Annotated in this window: 19 protein-coding genes; all 19 read left to right on the forward strand. The window is 47.2% G+C overall.

Annotation, left to right across the window (positions count from 1 at the left end; genetic code table 11):
* Position 1 precedes the first annotated feature (1 nt).
* The 19 genes from aroB to ACQW03_RS22485 all read left to right on the forward strand — a co-directional run bounded on the left by aroB (position 2) and on the right by ACQW03_RS22485 (position 17,599).
* Entirely contained in the window at positions 2 to 1,096 is a 1,095-nt protein-coding gene (aroB, locus tag ACQW03_RS22395; RefSeq protein WP_071641386.1) for a 3-dehydroquinate synthase, read from the forward strand.
* Between the two features lie 2 nt (positions 1,097 to 1,098).
* Positions 1,099 to 1,473: a chorismate mutase gene (gene aroH / locus ACQW03_RS22400; RefSeq protein ID WP_071641384.1), complete on the forward strand. Its 375-nt coding sequence runs from the start codon at positions 1,099 to 1,101 to the stop codon at positions 1,471 to 1,473.
* Between the two features lie 385 nt (positions 1,474 to 1,858).
* Complete coding sequence (gene trpE, locus ACQW03_RS22405; protein WP_071641382.1) at positions 1,859 to 3,409, forward strand: anthranilate synthase component I; 1,551 nt, start codon at positions 1,859 to 1,861, stop codon at positions 3,407 to 3,409.
* Between the two features lie 34 nt (positions 3,410 to 3,443).
* Positions 3,444 to 4,490: an anthranilate phosphoribosyltransferase gene (gene trpD / locus ACQW03_RS22410; protein WP_071641381.1), complete on the forward strand. Its 1,047-nt coding sequence runs from the start codon at positions 3,444 to 3,446 to the stop codon at positions 4,488 to 4,490.
* Positions 4,480 to 5,274 (forward strand): indole-3-glycerol phosphate synthase TrpC, encoded by a 795-nt coding sequence (gene trpC, locus ACQW03_RS22415; protein ID WP_441951791.1) that lies wholly within the window; start codon positions 4,480 to 4,482, stop codon positions 5,272 to 5,274. Before trpD ends, trpC begins: the two co-directional genes overlap by 11 nt.
* Positions 5,271 to 5,942, forward strand: coding sequence for a phosphoribosylanthranilate isomerase (locus tag ACQW03_RS22420; RefSeq protein ID WP_220029784.1), 672 nt, complete (start codon positions 5,271 to 5,273; stop codon positions 5,940 to 5,942). Before trpC ends, ACQW03_RS22420 begins: the two co-directional genes overlap by 4 nt.
* Positions 5,939 to 7,135 carry a tryptophan synthase subunit beta gene (trpB, locus tag ACQW03_RS22425; RefSeq protein WP_071641375.1) on the forward strand — a complete coding sequence of 399 codons (1,197 nt, stop codon included), beginning with the start codon at positions 5,939 to 5,941 and terminating at the stop codon, positions 7,133 to 7,135. Before ACQW03_RS22420 ends, trpB begins: the two co-directional genes overlap by 4 nt.
* The gene (gene trpA / locus ACQW03_RS22430) at positions 7,132 to 7,938 is read left to right on the forward strand and encodes a tryptophan synthase subunit alpha (protein WP_441951794.1); all 807 of its coding nucleotides are present in this window, start codon (positions 7,132 to 7,134) and stop codon (positions 7,936 to 7,938) included. Before trpB ends, trpA begins: the two co-directional genes overlap by 4 nt.
* A gap of 57 nt (positions 7,939 to 7,995) precedes the next feature.
* Positions 7,996 to 9,099 (forward strand): histidinol-phosphate transaminase, encoded by a 1,104-nt coding sequence (gene hisC / locus ACQW03_RS22435; RefSeq protein WP_441951795.1) that lies wholly within the window; start codon positions 7,996 to 7,998, stop codon positions 9,097 to 9,099.
* 26 nt (positions 9,100 to 9,125) lie between these two features.
* Positions 9,126 to 10,214, forward strand: a complete 1,089-nt coding sequence (locus tag ACQW03_RS22440) for a prephenate dehydrogenase (RefSeq protein WP_013310710.1) — start codon at positions 9,126 to 9,128, stop codon at positions 10,212 to 10,214.
* Between the two features lie 813 nt (positions 10,215 to 11,027).
* On the forward strand, positions 11,028 to 11,624 hold the full coding sequence (locus ACQW03_RS22445; RefSeq protein ID WP_013310707.1) for an RNA polymerase sigma factor: 597 nt from the start codon (positions 11,028 to 11,030) through the stop codon (positions 11,622 to 11,624).
* Entirely contained in the window at positions 11,621 to 12,247 is a 627-nt protein-coding gene (locus tag ACQW03_RS22450) for an anti-sigma factor (RefSeq protein WP_220025335.1), read from the forward strand. The genes ACQW03_RS22445 and ACQW03_RS22450 overlap by 4 nt, the downstream gene beginning before the upstream one ends.
* A gap of 70 nt (positions 12,248 to 12,317) precedes the next feature.
* Entirely contained in the window at positions 12,318 to 12,920 is a 603-nt protein-coding gene (locus ACQW03_RS22455) for a histidine phosphatase family protein (RefSeq protein WP_441951798.1), read from the forward strand.
* Between the two features lie 165 nt (positions 12,921 to 13,085).
* Positions 13,086 to 14,195: a hypothetical protein gene (locus ACQW03_RS22460; protein ID WP_071641370.1), complete on the forward strand. Its 1,110-nt coding sequence runs from the start codon at positions 13,086 to 13,088 to the stop codon at positions 14,193 to 14,195.
* A 52-nt stretch (positions 14,196 to 14,247) separates the two neighbouring features.
* Entirely contained in the window at positions 14,248 to 14,754 is a 507-nt protein-coding gene (locus tag ACQW03_RS22465; protein ID WP_025723088.1) for a gamma carbonic anhydrase family protein, read from the forward strand.
* A gap of 22 nt (positions 14,755 to 14,776) precedes the next feature.
* Positions 14,777 to 14,956, forward strand: coding sequence for an IDEAL domain-containing protein (locus ACQW03_RS22470; protein WP_013371655.1), 180 nt, complete (start codon positions 14,777 to 14,779; stop codon positions 14,954 to 14,956).
* A gap of 173 nt (positions 14,957 to 15,129) precedes the next feature.
* Positions 15,130 to 15,774: a DUF1405 domain-containing protein gene (locus tag ACQW03_RS22475; RefSeq protein ID WP_071641368.1), complete on the forward strand. Its 645-nt coding sequence runs from the start codon at positions 15,130 to 15,132 to the stop codon at positions 15,772 to 15,774.
* Positions 15,775 to 15,776: 2 nt separating this feature from the next.
* Positions 15,777 to 16,559, forward strand: coding sequence for a GNAT family N-acetyltransferase (locus ACQW03_RS22480; protein ID WP_441951800.1), 783 nt, complete (start codon positions 15,777 to 15,779; stop codon positions 16,557 to 16,559).
* Between the two features lie 194 nt (positions 16,560 to 16,753).
* Entirely contained in the window at positions 16,754 to 17,599 is an 846-nt protein-coding gene (locus tag ACQW03_RS22485; RefSeq protein WP_441951801.1) for a sporulation protein YpjB, read from the forward strand.
* Positions 17,600 to 17,608 lie beyond the last annotated feature (9 nt).

Consider the following 17,608-nt stretch of genomic DNA (forward strand, 5'->3'; position numbering starts at 1 on the left):
GATGAGTACGCTGACGGTACAGCTTGGCGAACGTTCTTATCCTATTCATATCGGACGAGGGCTGTTACATCGAGCCGGAGAGTTGTTGAAGGAACGAGGAATTGCGCAAAAAAGCCCGTTGTTGATTGTTTCTGACGAAAATGTAGCGGGATTCTACTTGGCAACATTGGAGAGCAATCTTCAGGCATCTGGCTACAAGACAGTGTCCTTTGTCGTTAAGCCAGGTGAAACCTCCAAGTCGCTTGCTGTATTTGAGCAGGTCATAACAGCAGCCATTGAGGGCGGTTTAGATCGCAATTCAGCCGTTATTGCACTTGGTGGTGGTGTGGTGGGTGATTTGGCTGGATTTGTGGCAGCTTCTTATATGAGAGGTGTCAAGTTTGTACAGATCCCCACTACGATCCTTGCCCATGATAGTAGCGTGGGCGGTAAGGTCGGCATCAACCATCCTTTGGCGAAGAATATGATAGGAGCCTTCCATCAACCGGAACTTGTGTTATATGACGTAGATACGTTGTCTACCTTGCCTCCTCGTGAGGTATCTGCGGGGCTTGCTGAAATGATCAAGCATGGTTTGATCTGGGATGCTGATTTCGCCCAGTGGTGCCGTGACCATGCGACTGATTTGCTTGCGCTGGATGCGACAGCTCTGGAGTACGGTCTGGAAAAGGGATGTTCCGTAAAAGCCGAAGTGGTGTCGCGCGATGAACGAGAAAATAATTTACGCGCTATTCTAAACCTAGGTCATACGATTGGCCATGCCATTGAAGCCATTGCGGGATATGGTGAGTTTTTACACGGGGAAGCCATTTCTATTGGTATGGTCGGCTCCGCACTTTTGGGCGTGAAGCTGGGGGCAGATCCTTCTTTGGTAGATGAAACGAAGGATATGTTGTCTTCGCTACGGCTACCGACCTCCCTTCCGTCACATCTCGATACAGATCGGCTGCTGGACGCGATGATGCATGACAAAAAGTTCAAAGAAGGCAGCATTACTTTTGTCGTCCCACGTAGCATCGGGCACGTGGAGGTTGTGAAGGATATTTCCGTCTCTTACATCCGACAAGTTATTGAACAGTTAAAAGAGGGGGCGTAACGATGTACAATCGGGGAATTCGTGGCGCGACGACCGTAGTGAATAATGAAGAAAACGAAATTTTGGAAGCAACATGCCAACTACTGGAGGAAATTGTATCCTACAATGAAATTCAGCCGGAGGATATTAGTAACGTATGGATTACGGTGACCCATGACCTGGATACTGCCTTTCCAGCCAAGGCCATTCGTCAGCTTGATGGCTGGGATATGGTTCCGCTCATGTGTGCATTAGAAATTCCTGTGGCAGGCAGTTTACCCAATTGCATCCGTTTGATGGTACAGGTAAACACCGATAAATCCCAGCGGGAAATTAAACATGTATATTTGAACGGAGCACAGGCGTTAAGACCGGACCTGGCTTCCCAAGGGAAATAAGTGCCCGTTTTTAAAGTTGATGGTTGCCAAAGTAACATTCCATGAGATATAGTGTGTGTAGCAGAGTTAAGTAGAGTAGAGTTAGCCAGAGACAGAGTTGAGATGAGAAGAGTGCAGCCTTAGCCAATTCCATATGAGATTACAGAGATCGGCGGTAGCGGATAAGCTTTTGTCCATGAAGAGATATTCTTCTACAGAGAAGCTTATTTGAGGCAACCTGCGCGGTTATACAAAGGGATGAGTGTATACTTATCTATTTGCTGTAGTCATTTTACATATGGAGCATTCTTATAATTTCAATAACTGACAGCCTCTACCTTACTGGTAGAGGCTTTTTTATATTCTCTCCTTTGGTTCTGCGCCAATTTGGAAAGGAAGTGATCTCATGTTAACGCCGCATGTGGAGCAAGTGATAACGATGGCGAGTGAATTTAACCTGATTCCTGTGTACAAAAAAGTGCTGGCTGATATGGAGACGCCGATTCGGATTTTCCGTCGGTATGCCGAGCGGGACCGTGCCTTTCTGCTAGAGAGTGTAGAGGGAGGCGAACAGTGGGCGCGACATTCATTCATCGGTACAGACCCGTTTCTAATGGTCTCGGGTAAAAAAGGACGTTTAATATTGGAACAACACGGTAAACGGCAAATATTAAACGACAAGCCGATTGAAGCGCTCAAAGCATTGCTTCGTAAATACCGTAGTCCGAAACTGAAAGAAATGCCTCCATTTACAGGCGGGGCTATTGGATTTTTTGGATATGACTTGCTTCAATACTATGAAAAGCTGCCAGAGCATTCGGTAGATGATTTGAATATGGATGATATTCGTTTTATGTTCTGCGATCAAGTCATTGTCTTTGATCATGTGAAACAGCAAATTTTGCTGGTCGGCAATGTTCATGTAGGTGAAGGGTTCCGCGATGAGGACATTCGTGCTGCTTATGCTGATGTGGAACGCAGGTTGGAGGAAACGGCGCAGTATCTGCGCAAGCAGACCCCGCCTGAGCGATTAGGATCGGCTTCCATTCCTGATGATGTGGAACTAGGTGAGATCCAATCCAATATGACGAAGGAACAATTTATATCAAACGTAGAGCAGGCGAAGGAGTATATCCGCTCCGGTGATATTTTTCAGGTTGTACTATCCCAGCGTTTTCACATTGATACAGAGGCCTCTCCTTTACAGGTATACCGCGTGCTGCGCACGATGAACCCGTCGCCATATATGTATTATTTGAAAATGGATGACGAGATCATCGTAGGCACTTCGCCTGAGGCACTCGTCAAGGTGGAAAACGGCCGGGTAGAAACTCGTCCTATTGCAGGAACGAGACCGCGTGGGGTAACGGAGACAGAAGATGCGGCACTTGCTGAAGAACTTTTAAACGATGAAAAAGAGCGTGCAGAACATCTGATGCTGGTCGATTTGGGAAGGAATGATTTGGGCCGTGTATCACAGTTTGGCACAGTCAAATGCGATACGTTTATGGAGATTGAACGCTATTCCCATGTCATGCACATTGTTTCCAATGTGTCGGGTGAGCTACGTGAGGACAAAGATTTCTTCGATGCCTTCCTGTCTTGTCTGCCAGCCGGCACTGTATCGGGGGCTCCGAAGCTACGGGCCATGGAGATTATTGCTGAGTTGGAGCGGGAAGCACGCGGACCCTATGCAGGGGCGATTGGATATTTAGGCTTCTCGGGCAATATGGACGCTTGCATTACGATTCGCACGATTGTGTTTAAAAAGAACCGGGCCTATGTCCAGGCAGGCGCTGGAATTGTGTGGGACTCGGTTCCGGAAAGCGAGTATCAGGAGACGGTAAACAAAGCAAAGGCATTGCTGAAGGCAATCCGCACAGCAGAAGTGATGTTCCCGGCAACGACACAGCCCTATAACAGCGTCATCAACCAGGATTACTTGTACACTCCGTAACACACAAAAATCTGATTTTGAGGAGGAGACGACAATGGAACGACATGACATGATGCAAGTGGGGTTAAGCCGGATCATTGAGGGACAGCATCTTTCGCGTACGGAGGCCCGTGGCGTAATGGAACAAATCATGAGTGGAAATGCTACACAGGCGCAAATTGGCGGGCTACTGACGGCTCTTCGCCTCAAAGGGGAAACGGTAGATGAAATCACTGGTTTTGCCGAGGCTATGCGTAGCTACGCTAGTCCAGTGCAAGCTGAAGAAGGCAGTGGTCGTCTGCTGGACACATGTGGCACTGGAGGTTCGGGTATTCACAAGTTTAATATTTCTACGATATCCGCGATCATCGCAGCTTCGGTGTCAGTACGGGTAGCAAAGCATGGCAATCGTTCTGCAAGTGGCCGTGCCGGGAGCGCTGATGTCCTGGAGGCGTTGGGAGTCAACATTCATTTGACGAGTGATCAGGCTAGGTCTTGTCTGGACCGAATCGGCATCTGCTTTTTATTCGCACAGCTGTATCATCCGTCTATGAAGCATGCCGCTGCGCCGCGCCGCGAGCTGGGTGTGCGGACGGTATTCAATATGCTTGGTCCTTTGACGAATCCGGCTGGTGCGGATCGGCAGCTGTTAGGCATTTATGACGCCAATAAAACGGAAGTCATTGCCGAGGTATTGAACCAGCTAGGCTCCAAACGGGCCATGGTTGTCAGTAGTCTGGATGGACTAGATGAAATTAGTATTTCAGCTGCGACACGAGTATCCGAGCTGAAGGACGGCAAGGTTCACACGTTCGAGCTTCATCCGTCGGATCTGGGCTTGCAGACGCATTCTCTCGATCAGGTGCTGGGCGGCGACGCACAGGTTAACGCAGATATCATACGACGAATTTTGAACGGAGAGCATGGATCTTATCGGGATGTTGTGTTAGCGAATGCAGGAGCGTGCATTTATGTATCAGGCGCAGCAGCCACCTTGACGGACGGAGTAGCACGAGCGGCAGAAGCCATTGACTCGGGATTGGCACTTTCCAAGCTGGATCAATTAATACAGGCAACGGGGGAATATCAATATGTATCTTGATAAAATTGTGGTGACGAAGCGACAAGAAGTGGAGCAGCTTAAGAAGCATTTTCAAATAAGTGAAGCTGAACGATTAATTGCTGATTTATCTGCGACGAGAGGATTTGAAAATGCGATCGCGAGCGGACGCAACCGTCCGCTCGGACTGATTGCTGAGGTGAAGAAGGCTTCCCCATCCAAAGGGTTAATTCGACCGGATTTCCATCCTGTGGAAATTGCACGTGCATATGAGGGAGCAGGAGCGGATTGCATTTCTGTACTGACAGATGTGACGTATTTTCAGGGGAGCCCTGAATATTTACAGCAAATTCGCGATCAGGTGAAGATTCCGCTGCTGCGAAAGGATTTTATCATTGATGAACGGCAAATATATGAAGCTCGTCTGCTGGGAGCGGATGCGGTGCTGTTGATTGCCGCTATCCTGGAACCGCGTGTATTAGGGTCCTTTTTACAGATCGCCAAGGACCTCGGGCTGGACGCATTGGTAGAGGTGCATGACCGTGAGGAGCTTAAAGCGGTGCTGGAGCTGGGGATAGCAACCTTAATTGGTGTAAATAACCGAAATCTGCGGACATTCGAGACTCGTCTCCAGACGACAGAGGAGCTGATCTCACTAATTCCTAAAGGGGTTACGTTCATCAGTGAGAGCGGAATTGCGGGACCGGAAGATGTAAAGTATCTGCATTCGGTAGGTGCACACGGTATCCTGGTCGGGGAGCATCTGATGCGCAAGGAAGATGTAGGACAGGCTGTAGCCGAATTGATGGACGGGATTAAAGCATGAACAAAACGGGCATAAAAATTTGTGGACTTCAAAGCGTTGAAGTGCTAAAATCTATGGTAAACTTACCGGTCGATTATATAGGTTTTGTGTTTGCCGACAGCAAGCGCCGGATTGACGGCGTACAGGCTGGAGAGCTGCTTCGCGTATTGGATGAATGGACCTCAGGCAGCAGACCGCGCAGCGTGGGTGTATTTGTGAACCCTGGTGATGCACTGTTAATTGATGTGATGGAGAAAGCACCCTTGGATGTCATACAGCTGCATGGACAGGAGAGTCCGCAGCGCTGTCGGGAGATCAGGGAGCATTTTGGTATACAGGTATTCAAGGCATGGTCTGTGGACAGTCAAGGACAGATAGAACGCTCGGCGGACGAATTGGATGCCTATGTCGGGACAATTGACGCTTTACTGCTGGATACATACGATCCCCTGTATGGTGGCGGCTCCGGAAAAACGTTTGCGTGGGATCGAATTCCTGCCTATCAGGCTTGGACTCATCAACATGGAATTCCTTTGTTTGTAGCCGGCGGGCTGACTGCCGATAATGCGGAAAAGCTAGTTCATGAGTATCATCCCGATGGGCTGGATGTATCCAGCGGTGTAGAGACGAACGGAGTCAAGGACATTGCAAAAATCACAGCATTCGTAGAAAGGGTGAAGCAGGCATGACACAATTACCTGATAACAACGGACGTTTTGGAACATTTGGAGGACGTTTTGTACCGGAAACGTTGATGAACGCACTGATTGAATTGGAGGAATCCTACCGTAAGTACGCGGATGATCCCGAGTTTAAAGCAGAGTTGAACGGGCTCCTAAAGGACTATTCTGGTCGGGAAACGCCGCTTTATCATGCGGAGCGTCTGAGCCAGCATTTGGACGGGGCTAAAATTTACTTGAAGCGCGAAGATTTAAATCATACCGGTGCCCACAAAATCAATAATGCATTAGCTCAGGGTTTGTTGGCGAAGCGTATGGGTAAACAGAAGGTCATTGCTGAGACAGGCGCAGGACAGCATGGTGTCGCGACAGCGACTGTGGCTGCGTTGCTCGGATTGGAATGCAAGGTGTTTATGGGCGAAGAGGATACAGTGCGCCAGCAGCTAAACGTCTTTCGGATGCAGCTTTTGGGTGCAGAGGTCATTCCGGTGACATCGGGTACACGTACACTTAAGGATGCCGGGAATGAAGCTTTGCGTTACTGGGTCAGCCATGTCCATGATACGTTCTATATTTTGGGTTCAGCTGTCGGCCCGCATCCGTATCCGATGATGGTGCGGGACTTCCAACGTGTGATTGGTGATGAAACACGTCGTCAGATCCTAGAGAAGGAAGGCAGACTTCCGGATGTCATCGTGGCAGCGATCGGTGGTGGAAGCAATGCCATCGGCATGTTTTATCCTTTTATTGAGGATCAGGGTGTCGCTTTGATTGGCGTGGAGGCCGCTGGAAAAGGTGTCGAAACGGAATTCCATGCAGCTACGATGACCAAGGGAACACAAGGGGTCTTCCAAGGCTCTATGAGCTATCTGCTTCAGGATGAGTACGGACAAGTGCAACCTGCGCATTCCATCTCGGCTGGACTGGATTATCCAGGTGTTGGACCGGAGCATTCATACCTGAAAGATATTGAGCGGGCCAAGTATGTTCCGATTACCGATCAGGAAGCGCTGGATGCGCTTCAGCTTCTCTGCCGTACCGAAGGAATACTTCCTGCACTAGAGTCGGCACATGCAGTTGCACAGGTCGTCAAGCTGGCACCTACGTTGACGGCAGATGATATTATCGTTATTTGTTTGTCTGGACGCGGGGATAAAGATGTGGACTCCATTATCAAGTATTTGGGAGGAAATCCGTCATGAATTTAATTGATCAGGCGTTTGATCGCCTAAAAAATGAAGGCAAAACGGCATTAATTCCTTTTCTGACGGTAGGCGACCCGGATGTGGATACTACAATAGAGATCATTCGCCAGTTAGAGTCGGCCGGAGCTGACATATTGGAACTGGGAGTACCCTATTCCGACCCGCTGGCTGACGGTCCTGTAATTCAGCGCGCGTCTGAGCGTGCACTGAAACGGCAAATTTCCATCCGCACGTGTATGGAGACAGCTTCTCTGGCTAGGGCGGCAGGTTCAAGCCTGCCTTTTATTCTGTTCACGTATTATAACCCTGTATTACAGATGGGTATGGATGCTTTCTTCGCAGGCTTGCAGGAGCACGGTATCAGCGGTCTGATTATTCCGGACCTTCCGCTTGAGGAAGCGGAAGAGCTGGGAGGACGGGCAGCAGAGGTGGGTGTGCATCTGATTCCTCTGGTGGCTCCAACTTCTGAACAGCGGATCGAGCGAATTGTCCGTCGGGCCCGAGGATTTGTATACTGTGTATCCTCGCTGGGTGTAACCGGGGAAAGAGCTTCCTTTTTTGAAGGTATAGAGGGCTTTATCGCGCAGGTCAAACGGCATACGGATATTCCGGTAGCGGTCGGCTTTGGGATCTCTACTCAAGAGCAGGTAGCCCGGTTTTCAAACATTTGCGATGGAGTTGTGGTCGGCAGTGCTATTGTACGTCAGGTGGAAGAAGCCATTCCATTGCTGAATGATTCTGCGCGCAGGCAAGAAGGTCTTTTGCAAATTCATAATTTTGTGGCACAATTAAAGCAGTAATGGCTATCAAAATAGAAAGTAATAAATATGTTCTGATTGGATAGAGGAGGTAGGGGCATGCAACCTAAACCGCATATTGTACATTTGCCAGTATATCAGCCCGGTAAACCGATTGAAGACGTAAAACGTGAGCTGGGACTCGATGAAGTCATCAAGCTCGCCTCGAACGAGAATCCGTATGGTAGCTCTCCCAAAGTATTGCAGGCCATTCAGCAGGAGTTTGCTAACATTAGTGTATATCCTGACGGAAGTGCCGTAGCTTTGACACAGGCACTAGCTAAACGGACGGGTTTAAAAGAGGAACAGTTTATCTATGGCTGCGGATCTGACGAAATAATTGCGTTGATTACGCGTGCTTTTCTCCTTCCCGGGGAAGAAAGCATTATTGCCGATCAGACATTTTCCGTATACAAAAGTAATGTGGAAATTGAGGGAGCGGTTGCAGTTGAGGTGCCTTTGCGTGACGGTGTACATGATCTGGATGCTATGCTGTCCCACATCAATGACCGTACGAAAATTATTTGGATCTGTAATCCAAATAACCCGACGGGCACGATTGTACCCGAAGCAGAGCTGACTGCTTTTTTGGACCAAGTACCAAAGCATATCATGGTTGTACTGGATGAAGCCTACGCCGAGTTTGTGACGGATCGCTCGTATCCCGACGGCATTCGTTTGTTGCCAGCGTATGAAAACCTGGTTGTACTACGGACCTTCTCCAAAATCTATGGGCTTGCTTCGCTGCGCATTGGTTATGGTATGGGAGCCGAGTCAATCATTCGGTTGATAAATCAGGTTCGTGAACCGTTTAATACATCACGGGTAGCACAGGCTGCGGCCATTGCTGCCTTGGAAGATCAGGAATTTGTTCAAGAATGCCGGGATCGTAATGCAGAGGGCAGAGTTTATTTGCAAAATGAGCTGAAGCGTCTGGGACTAGAGTCTTTCCCAGCACATGGTAATTTTATTATGCTGGATGTACGTCGTCCATCTGGTGAGGTATTCCAGGAGTTGCTTCGTAAAGGTGTGATTATTCGCGCAGGTCATCACAAATATCCGACATATATTAGGGTGTCGGTTGGATCACAGCCGCAAAATGAGTTGTTTATTCGTGCGCTGGAACAGGTCCTGGGGGCGGAAGCGGCGAAAGTACGCCTATAATTTCCGCAGATGGGATTTGATAATTGATGAAGATTGCCATTTTCGGCGTGGGACTGATTGGTGGGTCCCTCGCACTTTGTTTTAAAGGGAAGCCGGATATTACTGTTGTCGGCCATGCTCATCTCCCTGAACTGATGGAACCGATGTTAAGCCGTGGTGTCGTGGACACCGCGACTCTCTCGGTTGAAGAAGCGGCAGCGGATGCCGATTTTATTTTTTTATGCGTACCTGTGGGCTTACTGGAGCATTATCTTGAACTGTTAAGCAAGCTACCGCTTAAAGCGGGTTGTATTATCACTGATGTAGGCAGCACGAAATCGGCAATTGCCAAAAAAGCATCAGAAATTTCTTTGCGCAACGCTTACTTTATCGGTGGTCATCCGATGGCCGGTTCAGAGCGTTCCGGTGTAAAGGCTGCTTCTGCGTTGTTGTTTGAAAACGCATATTATGTGCTTTCCCCGGCAGAGGGTGTGCCTGAAGAAGCATACAGTTCACTGGAACGTTTGTTAAAATATACTAGTGCTCATGTTGTGCGTGTCCAACCTGATATGCACGATGACATTGTCGGTGCGATTAGCCATCTTCCGCATATTATTGCAGCGGCGCTGGTGAATCAGGTGCGAAAGCACAATGATGAAAATCCGTTGTACCGTACATTGGCTGCCGGTGGGTTCCGTGATATTACACGGATAGCCTCTAGTGATCCCGTTGTGTGGCGGGACATCTTATTGAGCAATCGTGAAGTTTTACTAGGTCTGTTGGAAGAATGGAACGGACAGATTGAGCGTTTTACCCATTTACTGAGAATACAAGACGGTGAGGGAATCGCTGACGAGTTTTTGACAGCTGGGCACTTCCGTAGTGAACTGCCAGAGCGTCGCAAAGGAGTCATCGTCTCCACGTTTGATCTGTATATTGATGTACCGGATACCCCAGGGATTATCGGGCGAATTGCTATGGAACTCGGTAATCACAGCATTAATCTGAGCAATATGCAAATCATTGAAAGCCGGGAGGATGTCCCAGGCATCATGCGACTTTCCTTCCGTCAAGAGCAGGATTGGGAGCGTGCCAAGATTCTGCTGGATTCGATGGGGTATAAAGTAGTGGTGTGACGAGTGAGAAAGTATGAGTGTTCGTTAAGGAGATACACCGCTCCGCGATTCATTTGATGTTACGATCGCTGTTGCCTGCAGATTTTCTGAATATATGTTCAAAGGTGAAAATCCGCAGGCAAAGGCGAACGCTACGCTTCTCCAGATTCAAATGAATCGCTGCGCTACGACCATCTATAAAAAACACACACTTTCTGGGAGTGAAGTAGTAGAAAAGATTTAGAGCGGACGAAGGTTTCTTCGTCCGCTTTTTTTAAAGCTCCTTTTTTTGAACAAAAAAAAGACCACCCGGGTAAAGCCCCGGGTGGTAGCTACTTTTAGTGAAGTAGCTGAGTAGGATAGGAGTGGAGAGAAACCATACTGTACTTTTATTATATGTATACGTTTTCATTTTGTCAATAATTTTTTAAAGCGTTTTCTTTTTGTGTATTTATCCTTATTGGTGCATTTGAAAAGAACACTTTCAATTGGTTAGTCATTTAATCTTGAAAAAATTTAAAATCCATTGAAAAGCTTTATAAATGAATTAGTTGCCAGCGTTAGGGAGGCATTGATGGAAATCGTGGGGATTTTGGACTTTTTTACTGGCGGTCATTTTGTGGTACAATGGGTAAGTCCATTTTGGATGTTGAATATTGTTGGGGATAGCACCGTTAATGTTGGCACTACATAGGGTAAGAAAATAACAAATGTTCCATGATGCTGTTTCATCCATTTGCGCAGAGGGCGCAACTTTTTTTGACCTGTTCGGTATATATAGACAGAATCGAACGGGAAAACAGCACATGTATGGGCGAGGAGGGTCTCACTCGGATGATGACAGATTCCCAGATGATTCAGGAAATCAAACAAGGTAATGTTGAGGTTTATTCAGAATTAATGAGGCGGCACCAACGTAAAATTTTAGCTTTTGTTTATCATATGCTGAAAAGTTCGAACCTGGAAATGATTGCTGAGGACTTATGCTCAGAGACGTTTTATAAAGCGTATCGGAGCCTGCACTCTTTTCGCGAGGTAGACGCATCGTTCTCCACTTGGTTATATACAATTGCACGCAATACGGTGCTAAGTGAGCTTCGCAAGCACCGTAGCGGTCAGGTTCCATTGGAGGAGAGCGGTTATGTACCGGTAGCTCCATCGGATGTAATTCCAGAGCAGGCCGTCCTTCGCGGTGAGAAGGTAGAGATGGTTCGTGAAGCGATCAATAGATTGCCTGAGAAGCAGCGATCTGCGCTGATTTTGCGTGAATATGAGCAATTAGATTATCAGGAGATTGCGACTATTTTAGGACAGACGGTCAGTGCGGTGAAGTCATTGCTTTTCCGGGCAAGAACCAGTGTGAAGACGCAGTTGGAGCCTTATTTTTTTGAGCCTCTCTATGAGGAAAACGAAGGGATGAGCAGCCAATGAAATCCAGGGACACTGAGGATTTGTTCGCTACAGGCAAAAATGTATCGAAACAAGACTCGGAGCGCAGACGGGCCAAAAGCTCGTCTGCTGGGTGGGAGCATGGTTCGGAAGAAAAAGAGTGGGATTTGTCAAAAGAAAATCGATCCGCCATTCGTGATATTTCCTTTGAAATAACAGATGATAAGCTAGAGGCAATGAATCGCAGGGTCATGGATCGAATTTATGAAGAATCACCGTGGCTTGTTCCGGGCGAGCATCGACGTGCGCGTGTGAACCCAGCAGCCCGTAAGTATATGTCTGTATGGATCGCCGGCTTCTTGGCCGTGTTTTTATGCAGCTTTTTGTTTTTGAACTGGAATGGAAGCTCCTCTCAGGAAAATCCCCCTCAAGCAGCTCCTGTCATGGACACTGGTATTTTACCGACAGGTCTGTTGGAAACTACAAGTACATCTCCACAATATCAATACCACATTAAAGATGTGAATAGTGGCATTATGGACCCGCTGGTTGCTAGCATTGTTCCTACTTATCCGCAATACTGGATGCTGTTGTCTGTATTGGCACTTGCGCTTGCTTTATTTTCTCTGGGCTGGATCCATCGGGCGAGAAGGGTCAGAAGTTAGCAGGACAGCTGGGCTCCAATATGAATTCATAACAATGACTGAATAACAAAACAGCGGAGGAAACGACACGATGCTTATTGGCTTGATCAGACATGGCTTGACGGATTGGAATGCGGTAGGGAAAATCCAGGGCCACAGTGATATTCCGTTGAATGAGGAAGGGCGCCGACAGGCACGTTTGCTGGCAGCACGATTAAAGGAAGAGCCTTATCATTGGGACGGGCTTATTACAAGTAGTCTCTCCAGAGCGAAAGAGACTGGGGAGATTATTGCTTCTGCTCTGTATCTCCCGTTGTTAGAGCCTGATGATCGACTAAGAGAACGTGCTTATGGTCAGGTCGAGGGCATGACACAGGCCGAGCGTGAAGAAAAGTGGGGAGTCGACTGGCATCTGCTGGATCTCGGGCAGGAAAGCGATGCGGATCTTCAGCTTCGTGGGCTAGCTTTTATGGAGGCCATTTGGACGGAAAATCGGGACAAGAATCTGCTGGTCGTTTCCCACGGCGGTTTTTTGGCTAATTTGTATAAGGCTTTGTATCAGGAAAAATTCACGGAACGAATCGGCAATTTGTCACTTAGTGTACTCCAGCGTGAGGATATGGATTGGGCACCACTTTTATATAATTGCACGAAGCATTTGCAAGAGAAAAGTGACTGTAACTCCAAAAGTTAGTAAAAGACCAAGGCTTCTACTTATCGTAGGAGTCGTGGTCTTTTTTGTTTTTTAATTATACCTTTGCAAAAAAGAGGTTTAGAGTCTGAACAATCCGTCAAAGCTGTGGGTACAACAGGTAAGAATCAATTCCGGATGACAGTCCAGTGACGAGGCGATGGAACAATGAATCTGGCGGATATGCTGACATTTGCGGATATTGTGCATTTGAACAGAATCGCGGTGTATTACGATTGTGACTGTAAACCTAATTCCAAGCATGAGTTGATCCAGGGGATTTTGACGAAGCTCGGCAGCAGTAGTTTTTTTGAGACGCAGGTCAAGGAGCTGAGGTTGTCAGAGGTAAGGTTTTTGAACGCGATGCTGTTCGATGACCGACCATATTTCAGCATGGAGGAATTGATTGCAATAGCCAAACAGTCTGTTGAGGAGGACGAGAATCCTGGTGAGCGGCCAAGGGATATTGTGACCCGTCTGCGTTCTAGTGGCTGGTTGTTCAACGGTTCGACGCACAATACGAGGTATTTGTTCCAAATTCCGTTGGATATGAAGGAGCGCTTTCGACGTGTTATGGTACATGACTTCCAAAGCGGAATGACAAGGGTAAGCGAACCGTCGTCGTACCGGGATGAAGGGCATCTGCTGGCAGAGGATTTACGGCTTTTCCTTCAATACATGGGGCAGCATGAGGTTCCGCTAAATCCCGAGGGAGCTTGGTATCGTCGCAATCAGCAGCAGCTGATGGAGCATTTGCACATTGCGGAGCCGCTTTTGGGTAAGGGAGGATGGCGTTTCGGGTATGGCTCCTCTTTTAAGTTTTATCCAGACCGAATGGCACTACTGTATGATTATGCCCGTCACTCCAAGTACATTGAGGAGAAAGGGGACCAAGTTGTGCTGACGGCAAAGGGAGAAGCGCATCAGGAGCATACAATTGAGCAAGAAATGATACAGCTATTCAGGTTTTGGTTAAGATTGTATAAAGGAGCCGTTCCTAATTTGCTCTCTCTAGTCTACTGGATTGGAGAATGTGCCAGGCCTTGGACGTCCTCAGAGTCGCTTTTTGTACATATCGGCCCACTGATTCGACCGTTTTACTATGATACGCCCCGTTCGGTCTTTGATCAGAGGATTATACGAATGATGCTTCACTTGGGTATGCTTCGTCAGGGTGAACATTCGACGGGACCATCTGTACAGATGACGGCCTGGGGGCTGAAGTTGGCGGGAGAGTGCCGCATTGGGCGGAACGACTCGGGTATACGGCTCCATTGACAAGCAGCACACATGTTGATAGAATTTCACCCAAAATGAGAGGGTGAAATTGATGCTGATTCACTATAACGGAAACATGCCACAGCTCCATTCATCTGTCTATGTGGCAGAAGGAGCAAAAATTGTCGGAAAAGTAACGATCGGTCAAGATTCCTCTGTATGGTTTAATGCCGTACTACGCGGAGATATGGCGCCTATCATCATCGGTGAACGCTGCAATATTCAGGACGGAGTCGTGGGACATGTGAACACGGATCAGCCCCTGTTGCTGGCGGATGACATTTCGGTAGGTCATGCTGCAATAATCCACGGTTGTACGGTAGGCAAAGGCACTTTAATCGGTATGGGGGCCATTGTACTCAACGGAGCGGAGCTTGGTGAATATGCTTTAATAGGAGCAGGGTCGGTCGTTACGGAAAATACCAAAATACCACCCTATACTCTTTCTCTCGGTACACCTGCCAAAGTGGTGCGCGAATTGACAGATGCAGATTTGCAGCGGATGTCACGAACGGCACTCAGCTATGTGGCGAAAGGAAAAGAATATAGGATCTCTTAAACTCATGTTGGAGGTGCATCCTATGGATAAAATGAAGGTTACTTATGAAGTAATGTTGGGCCTGTCTGCTGAGATGGTTTTGGACGAGGCATTACGTAAACACCGGAGTGAAAAACTCTACAAGGATATTGATGAGGCGCTAGCCTCCGGAGATGAAGTAGCTTTTCGTCATCTTACGGATGAGCTGAAAGCAATGAGTTAGAACAATTTTAGGAACCCTAAGTTGGATTTCAGACAAATCGTTAGTTCGAGATTATAATCATCAAACCTGACTGTAGCGGCGGTCAGGTTTTTTTGATACGCTTGGATATGATATAGTCTTTGTAGGATGGTGCCTGTACAAGGCAACTGTCGTATGAACGGAGGATGAAGGACGTGTCGTTATCTTATTTGTGGAGCCGGTCGTTCTTGACGAGCCGGCCTTTTTTGTGGCTGCTGTTCTGGTGTAATTTGCTGGGAACAGTGTATGGGTACATATGGTATGGGGGGCAGTTGGAATATACACTAAATTATCATCCGTTGTGGCAGATTGTATTTGTGCCTGATAGTCCGACGGCGAGTCTGTTTTTTACGATCTCTATAGCATTTTTGCTCTATCCTCCGCGTCTTAAGAGCTTGAAGGTCATTCGGCAGATCATGGAGGCGTTGGCTGTTGTCACGAGTGTAAAATATGGCATCTGGGCTTCAGCTATTATTTTTTGGGGAGTCGCGCAGGGGGGACATATGATATGGCAGGATTGGATGCTGGTGGCATCTCACACGGCAATGGCGGTCGAAGCGTTACTGTTCGTGCGTTTTTTCACCTGCAAATGGACTGCTTTATGCCTAGCTGCACTCTGGACATTGTTAAATGATACGATGGATTATACATTTGGCATTTATCCGTATCTTCCGAAGACGCTAACGGATGATGTACCGCAAGTGCGTGCTTTTACCTATATGCTGACCCTTGTCAGTATCATAGCGGCATGGCTTGCCATGTTTGCGCGCAATCGAATGGGAGTAGAAGTGGAGAAATAGAGATGAACATTGTTTTAAACCAAAAAGAATATATATTTAAAAAAGGAATCCGTGATAATCATAAAATAAGAAATAGCTTTAATCAATTAGCTAAACAAAGTTTTGGTTTTGATTTTGAAGCATGGTATCAATTGGGCTTTTGGAATGATAAATATATCCCTTACGTACTTTTAGATGGGGAGGTTGTTGTGGCTAATGTATCTATAAGTCTGATGGATTTTTGTTTGTCGGGTGAAATGAGAAAGTATATCCAAATCGGAACTGTAATGACGGATACCAACTATAGAAATCAAGGGTTGAGCCGGTTTTTAATAGAACGTGTATTAGAAGATTGGCAGGGCAAATATGATGCTATATATTTGTTCGCTAATGATAGTGTGAAGAATTTTTACCCTAAATTCGGGTTTGTTTTGGCACAAGAATATCAATCAAACCGGAAAGTAATCGCAAACAATGTAGACATCAAAGTTGAGAAGTTGAACATGGAAGAGCAGTCGGATTTAAATTTACTGAAAAATAAAAGTGCTAGATTAAATCCGTATTCACTTTTTGCTGCGAAAAGTAGTGAATGGCTGGTCTTATTCTATGCCATCTCGTTTTTTAAAGATAAAATTTGGTATATACCTCAATACGATACGATTGTGGTTGCAGATTTTGAAGGGGATACGATGAATTGTTACGATATTTATGGAACGGGCGAAATTCCTATGGATATCGTACTGTCAGCGGTAACGAAACAAGAAACGAAGAAGGTTGTTTTTGGCTTTACACCAAGAGAACAGTAAGGCTGCAATATTTCTCTGTTGAAACAGGAAGATACGACGCTATTTTATAAAACTAAAGATCAAAACACATGTAAAGAAAACCAACGAATGTTTCCTATTTTGTCCCGGGCATAACCCGGCTTCAAACGATTCGGTCTAAAGCAAGTTCTAGTCCCGGTAACCTTGCCATACAGTAAGGTGAGGAGGGATGTCCCATGTTTAGGGGTCAGGCGTTTCAAATGATGATACGTATTATTTCGAGTGTTGTTTTATCTATGGTCCTGCTGCTGTCTGTCTGCGTCCCTCCAGGTGTGGCAGAAGCGCGTGATCAGTCAAAACCCATAGTAAACACAAAAGAGATTGAGGAACTGGATCATGCAGCTGCGATACTGTACCGGGATGTGATGGACGGGAACATTGAAAAAGCACGCGCGGATGTAGCCGAGGTGAGTCGATGGTTTGGCACCGGACAGGTGCAGGCAGCGTTATCTGTAGAGGCCATTCATGCTTTGTCTGGCAGCATCCTTGAGGTGCAGCAAGCTACACAGTCCGTCCAAGCATCACCGGATGAGTGGGTGAAGGCTGCGGCCAATTTACGACTTGCGACAGATGCGCTTGCACATCCGCGTCAGCCCTTATGGCAGCAGTATTATAAGATTTTAAAAGAAGATGTTAGTGGCTTGAACAGCCAGTTTGCTAAAGGTAACATGAAGGGTTTCAAAGCTGGAGCCGCAGTGCTGGAGGACCACTATGAGACGATCCGTACAGCAGCATTGATTCATGGCAGAACAAGTGAAGTTGTCCGGGCTGATTCATGGATTTCCTATGTCAAAGGTTTGGGGGATCAGCAAAATGCAGATGCCTCAGCGATTAGAGGGGCGTTGGATCAGGGAAATCCGACGTTTAATGCCTTGTTTGGACGTGAAAAAGACGCCACTGCCCTGGCGCCATTTATCCCGCGTGAAAGTGAGCGCCGGGCAGAATTGGCAATCGGCATGATTGTTCTGCTGGCGCTGGTCTATGCAGGTTATCGTAAATATCGAGCTGGTTTCTCTGGATGACGATGCAAA

The sequence above is a fragment of the Paenibacillus sp. DRB1-1 genome, from assembly GCF_052119485.1.
GTDB classification, from domain to species: Bacteria; Bacillota; Bacilli; order Paenibacillales; family Paenibacillaceae; genus Paenibacillus; species Paenibacillus polymyxa_B.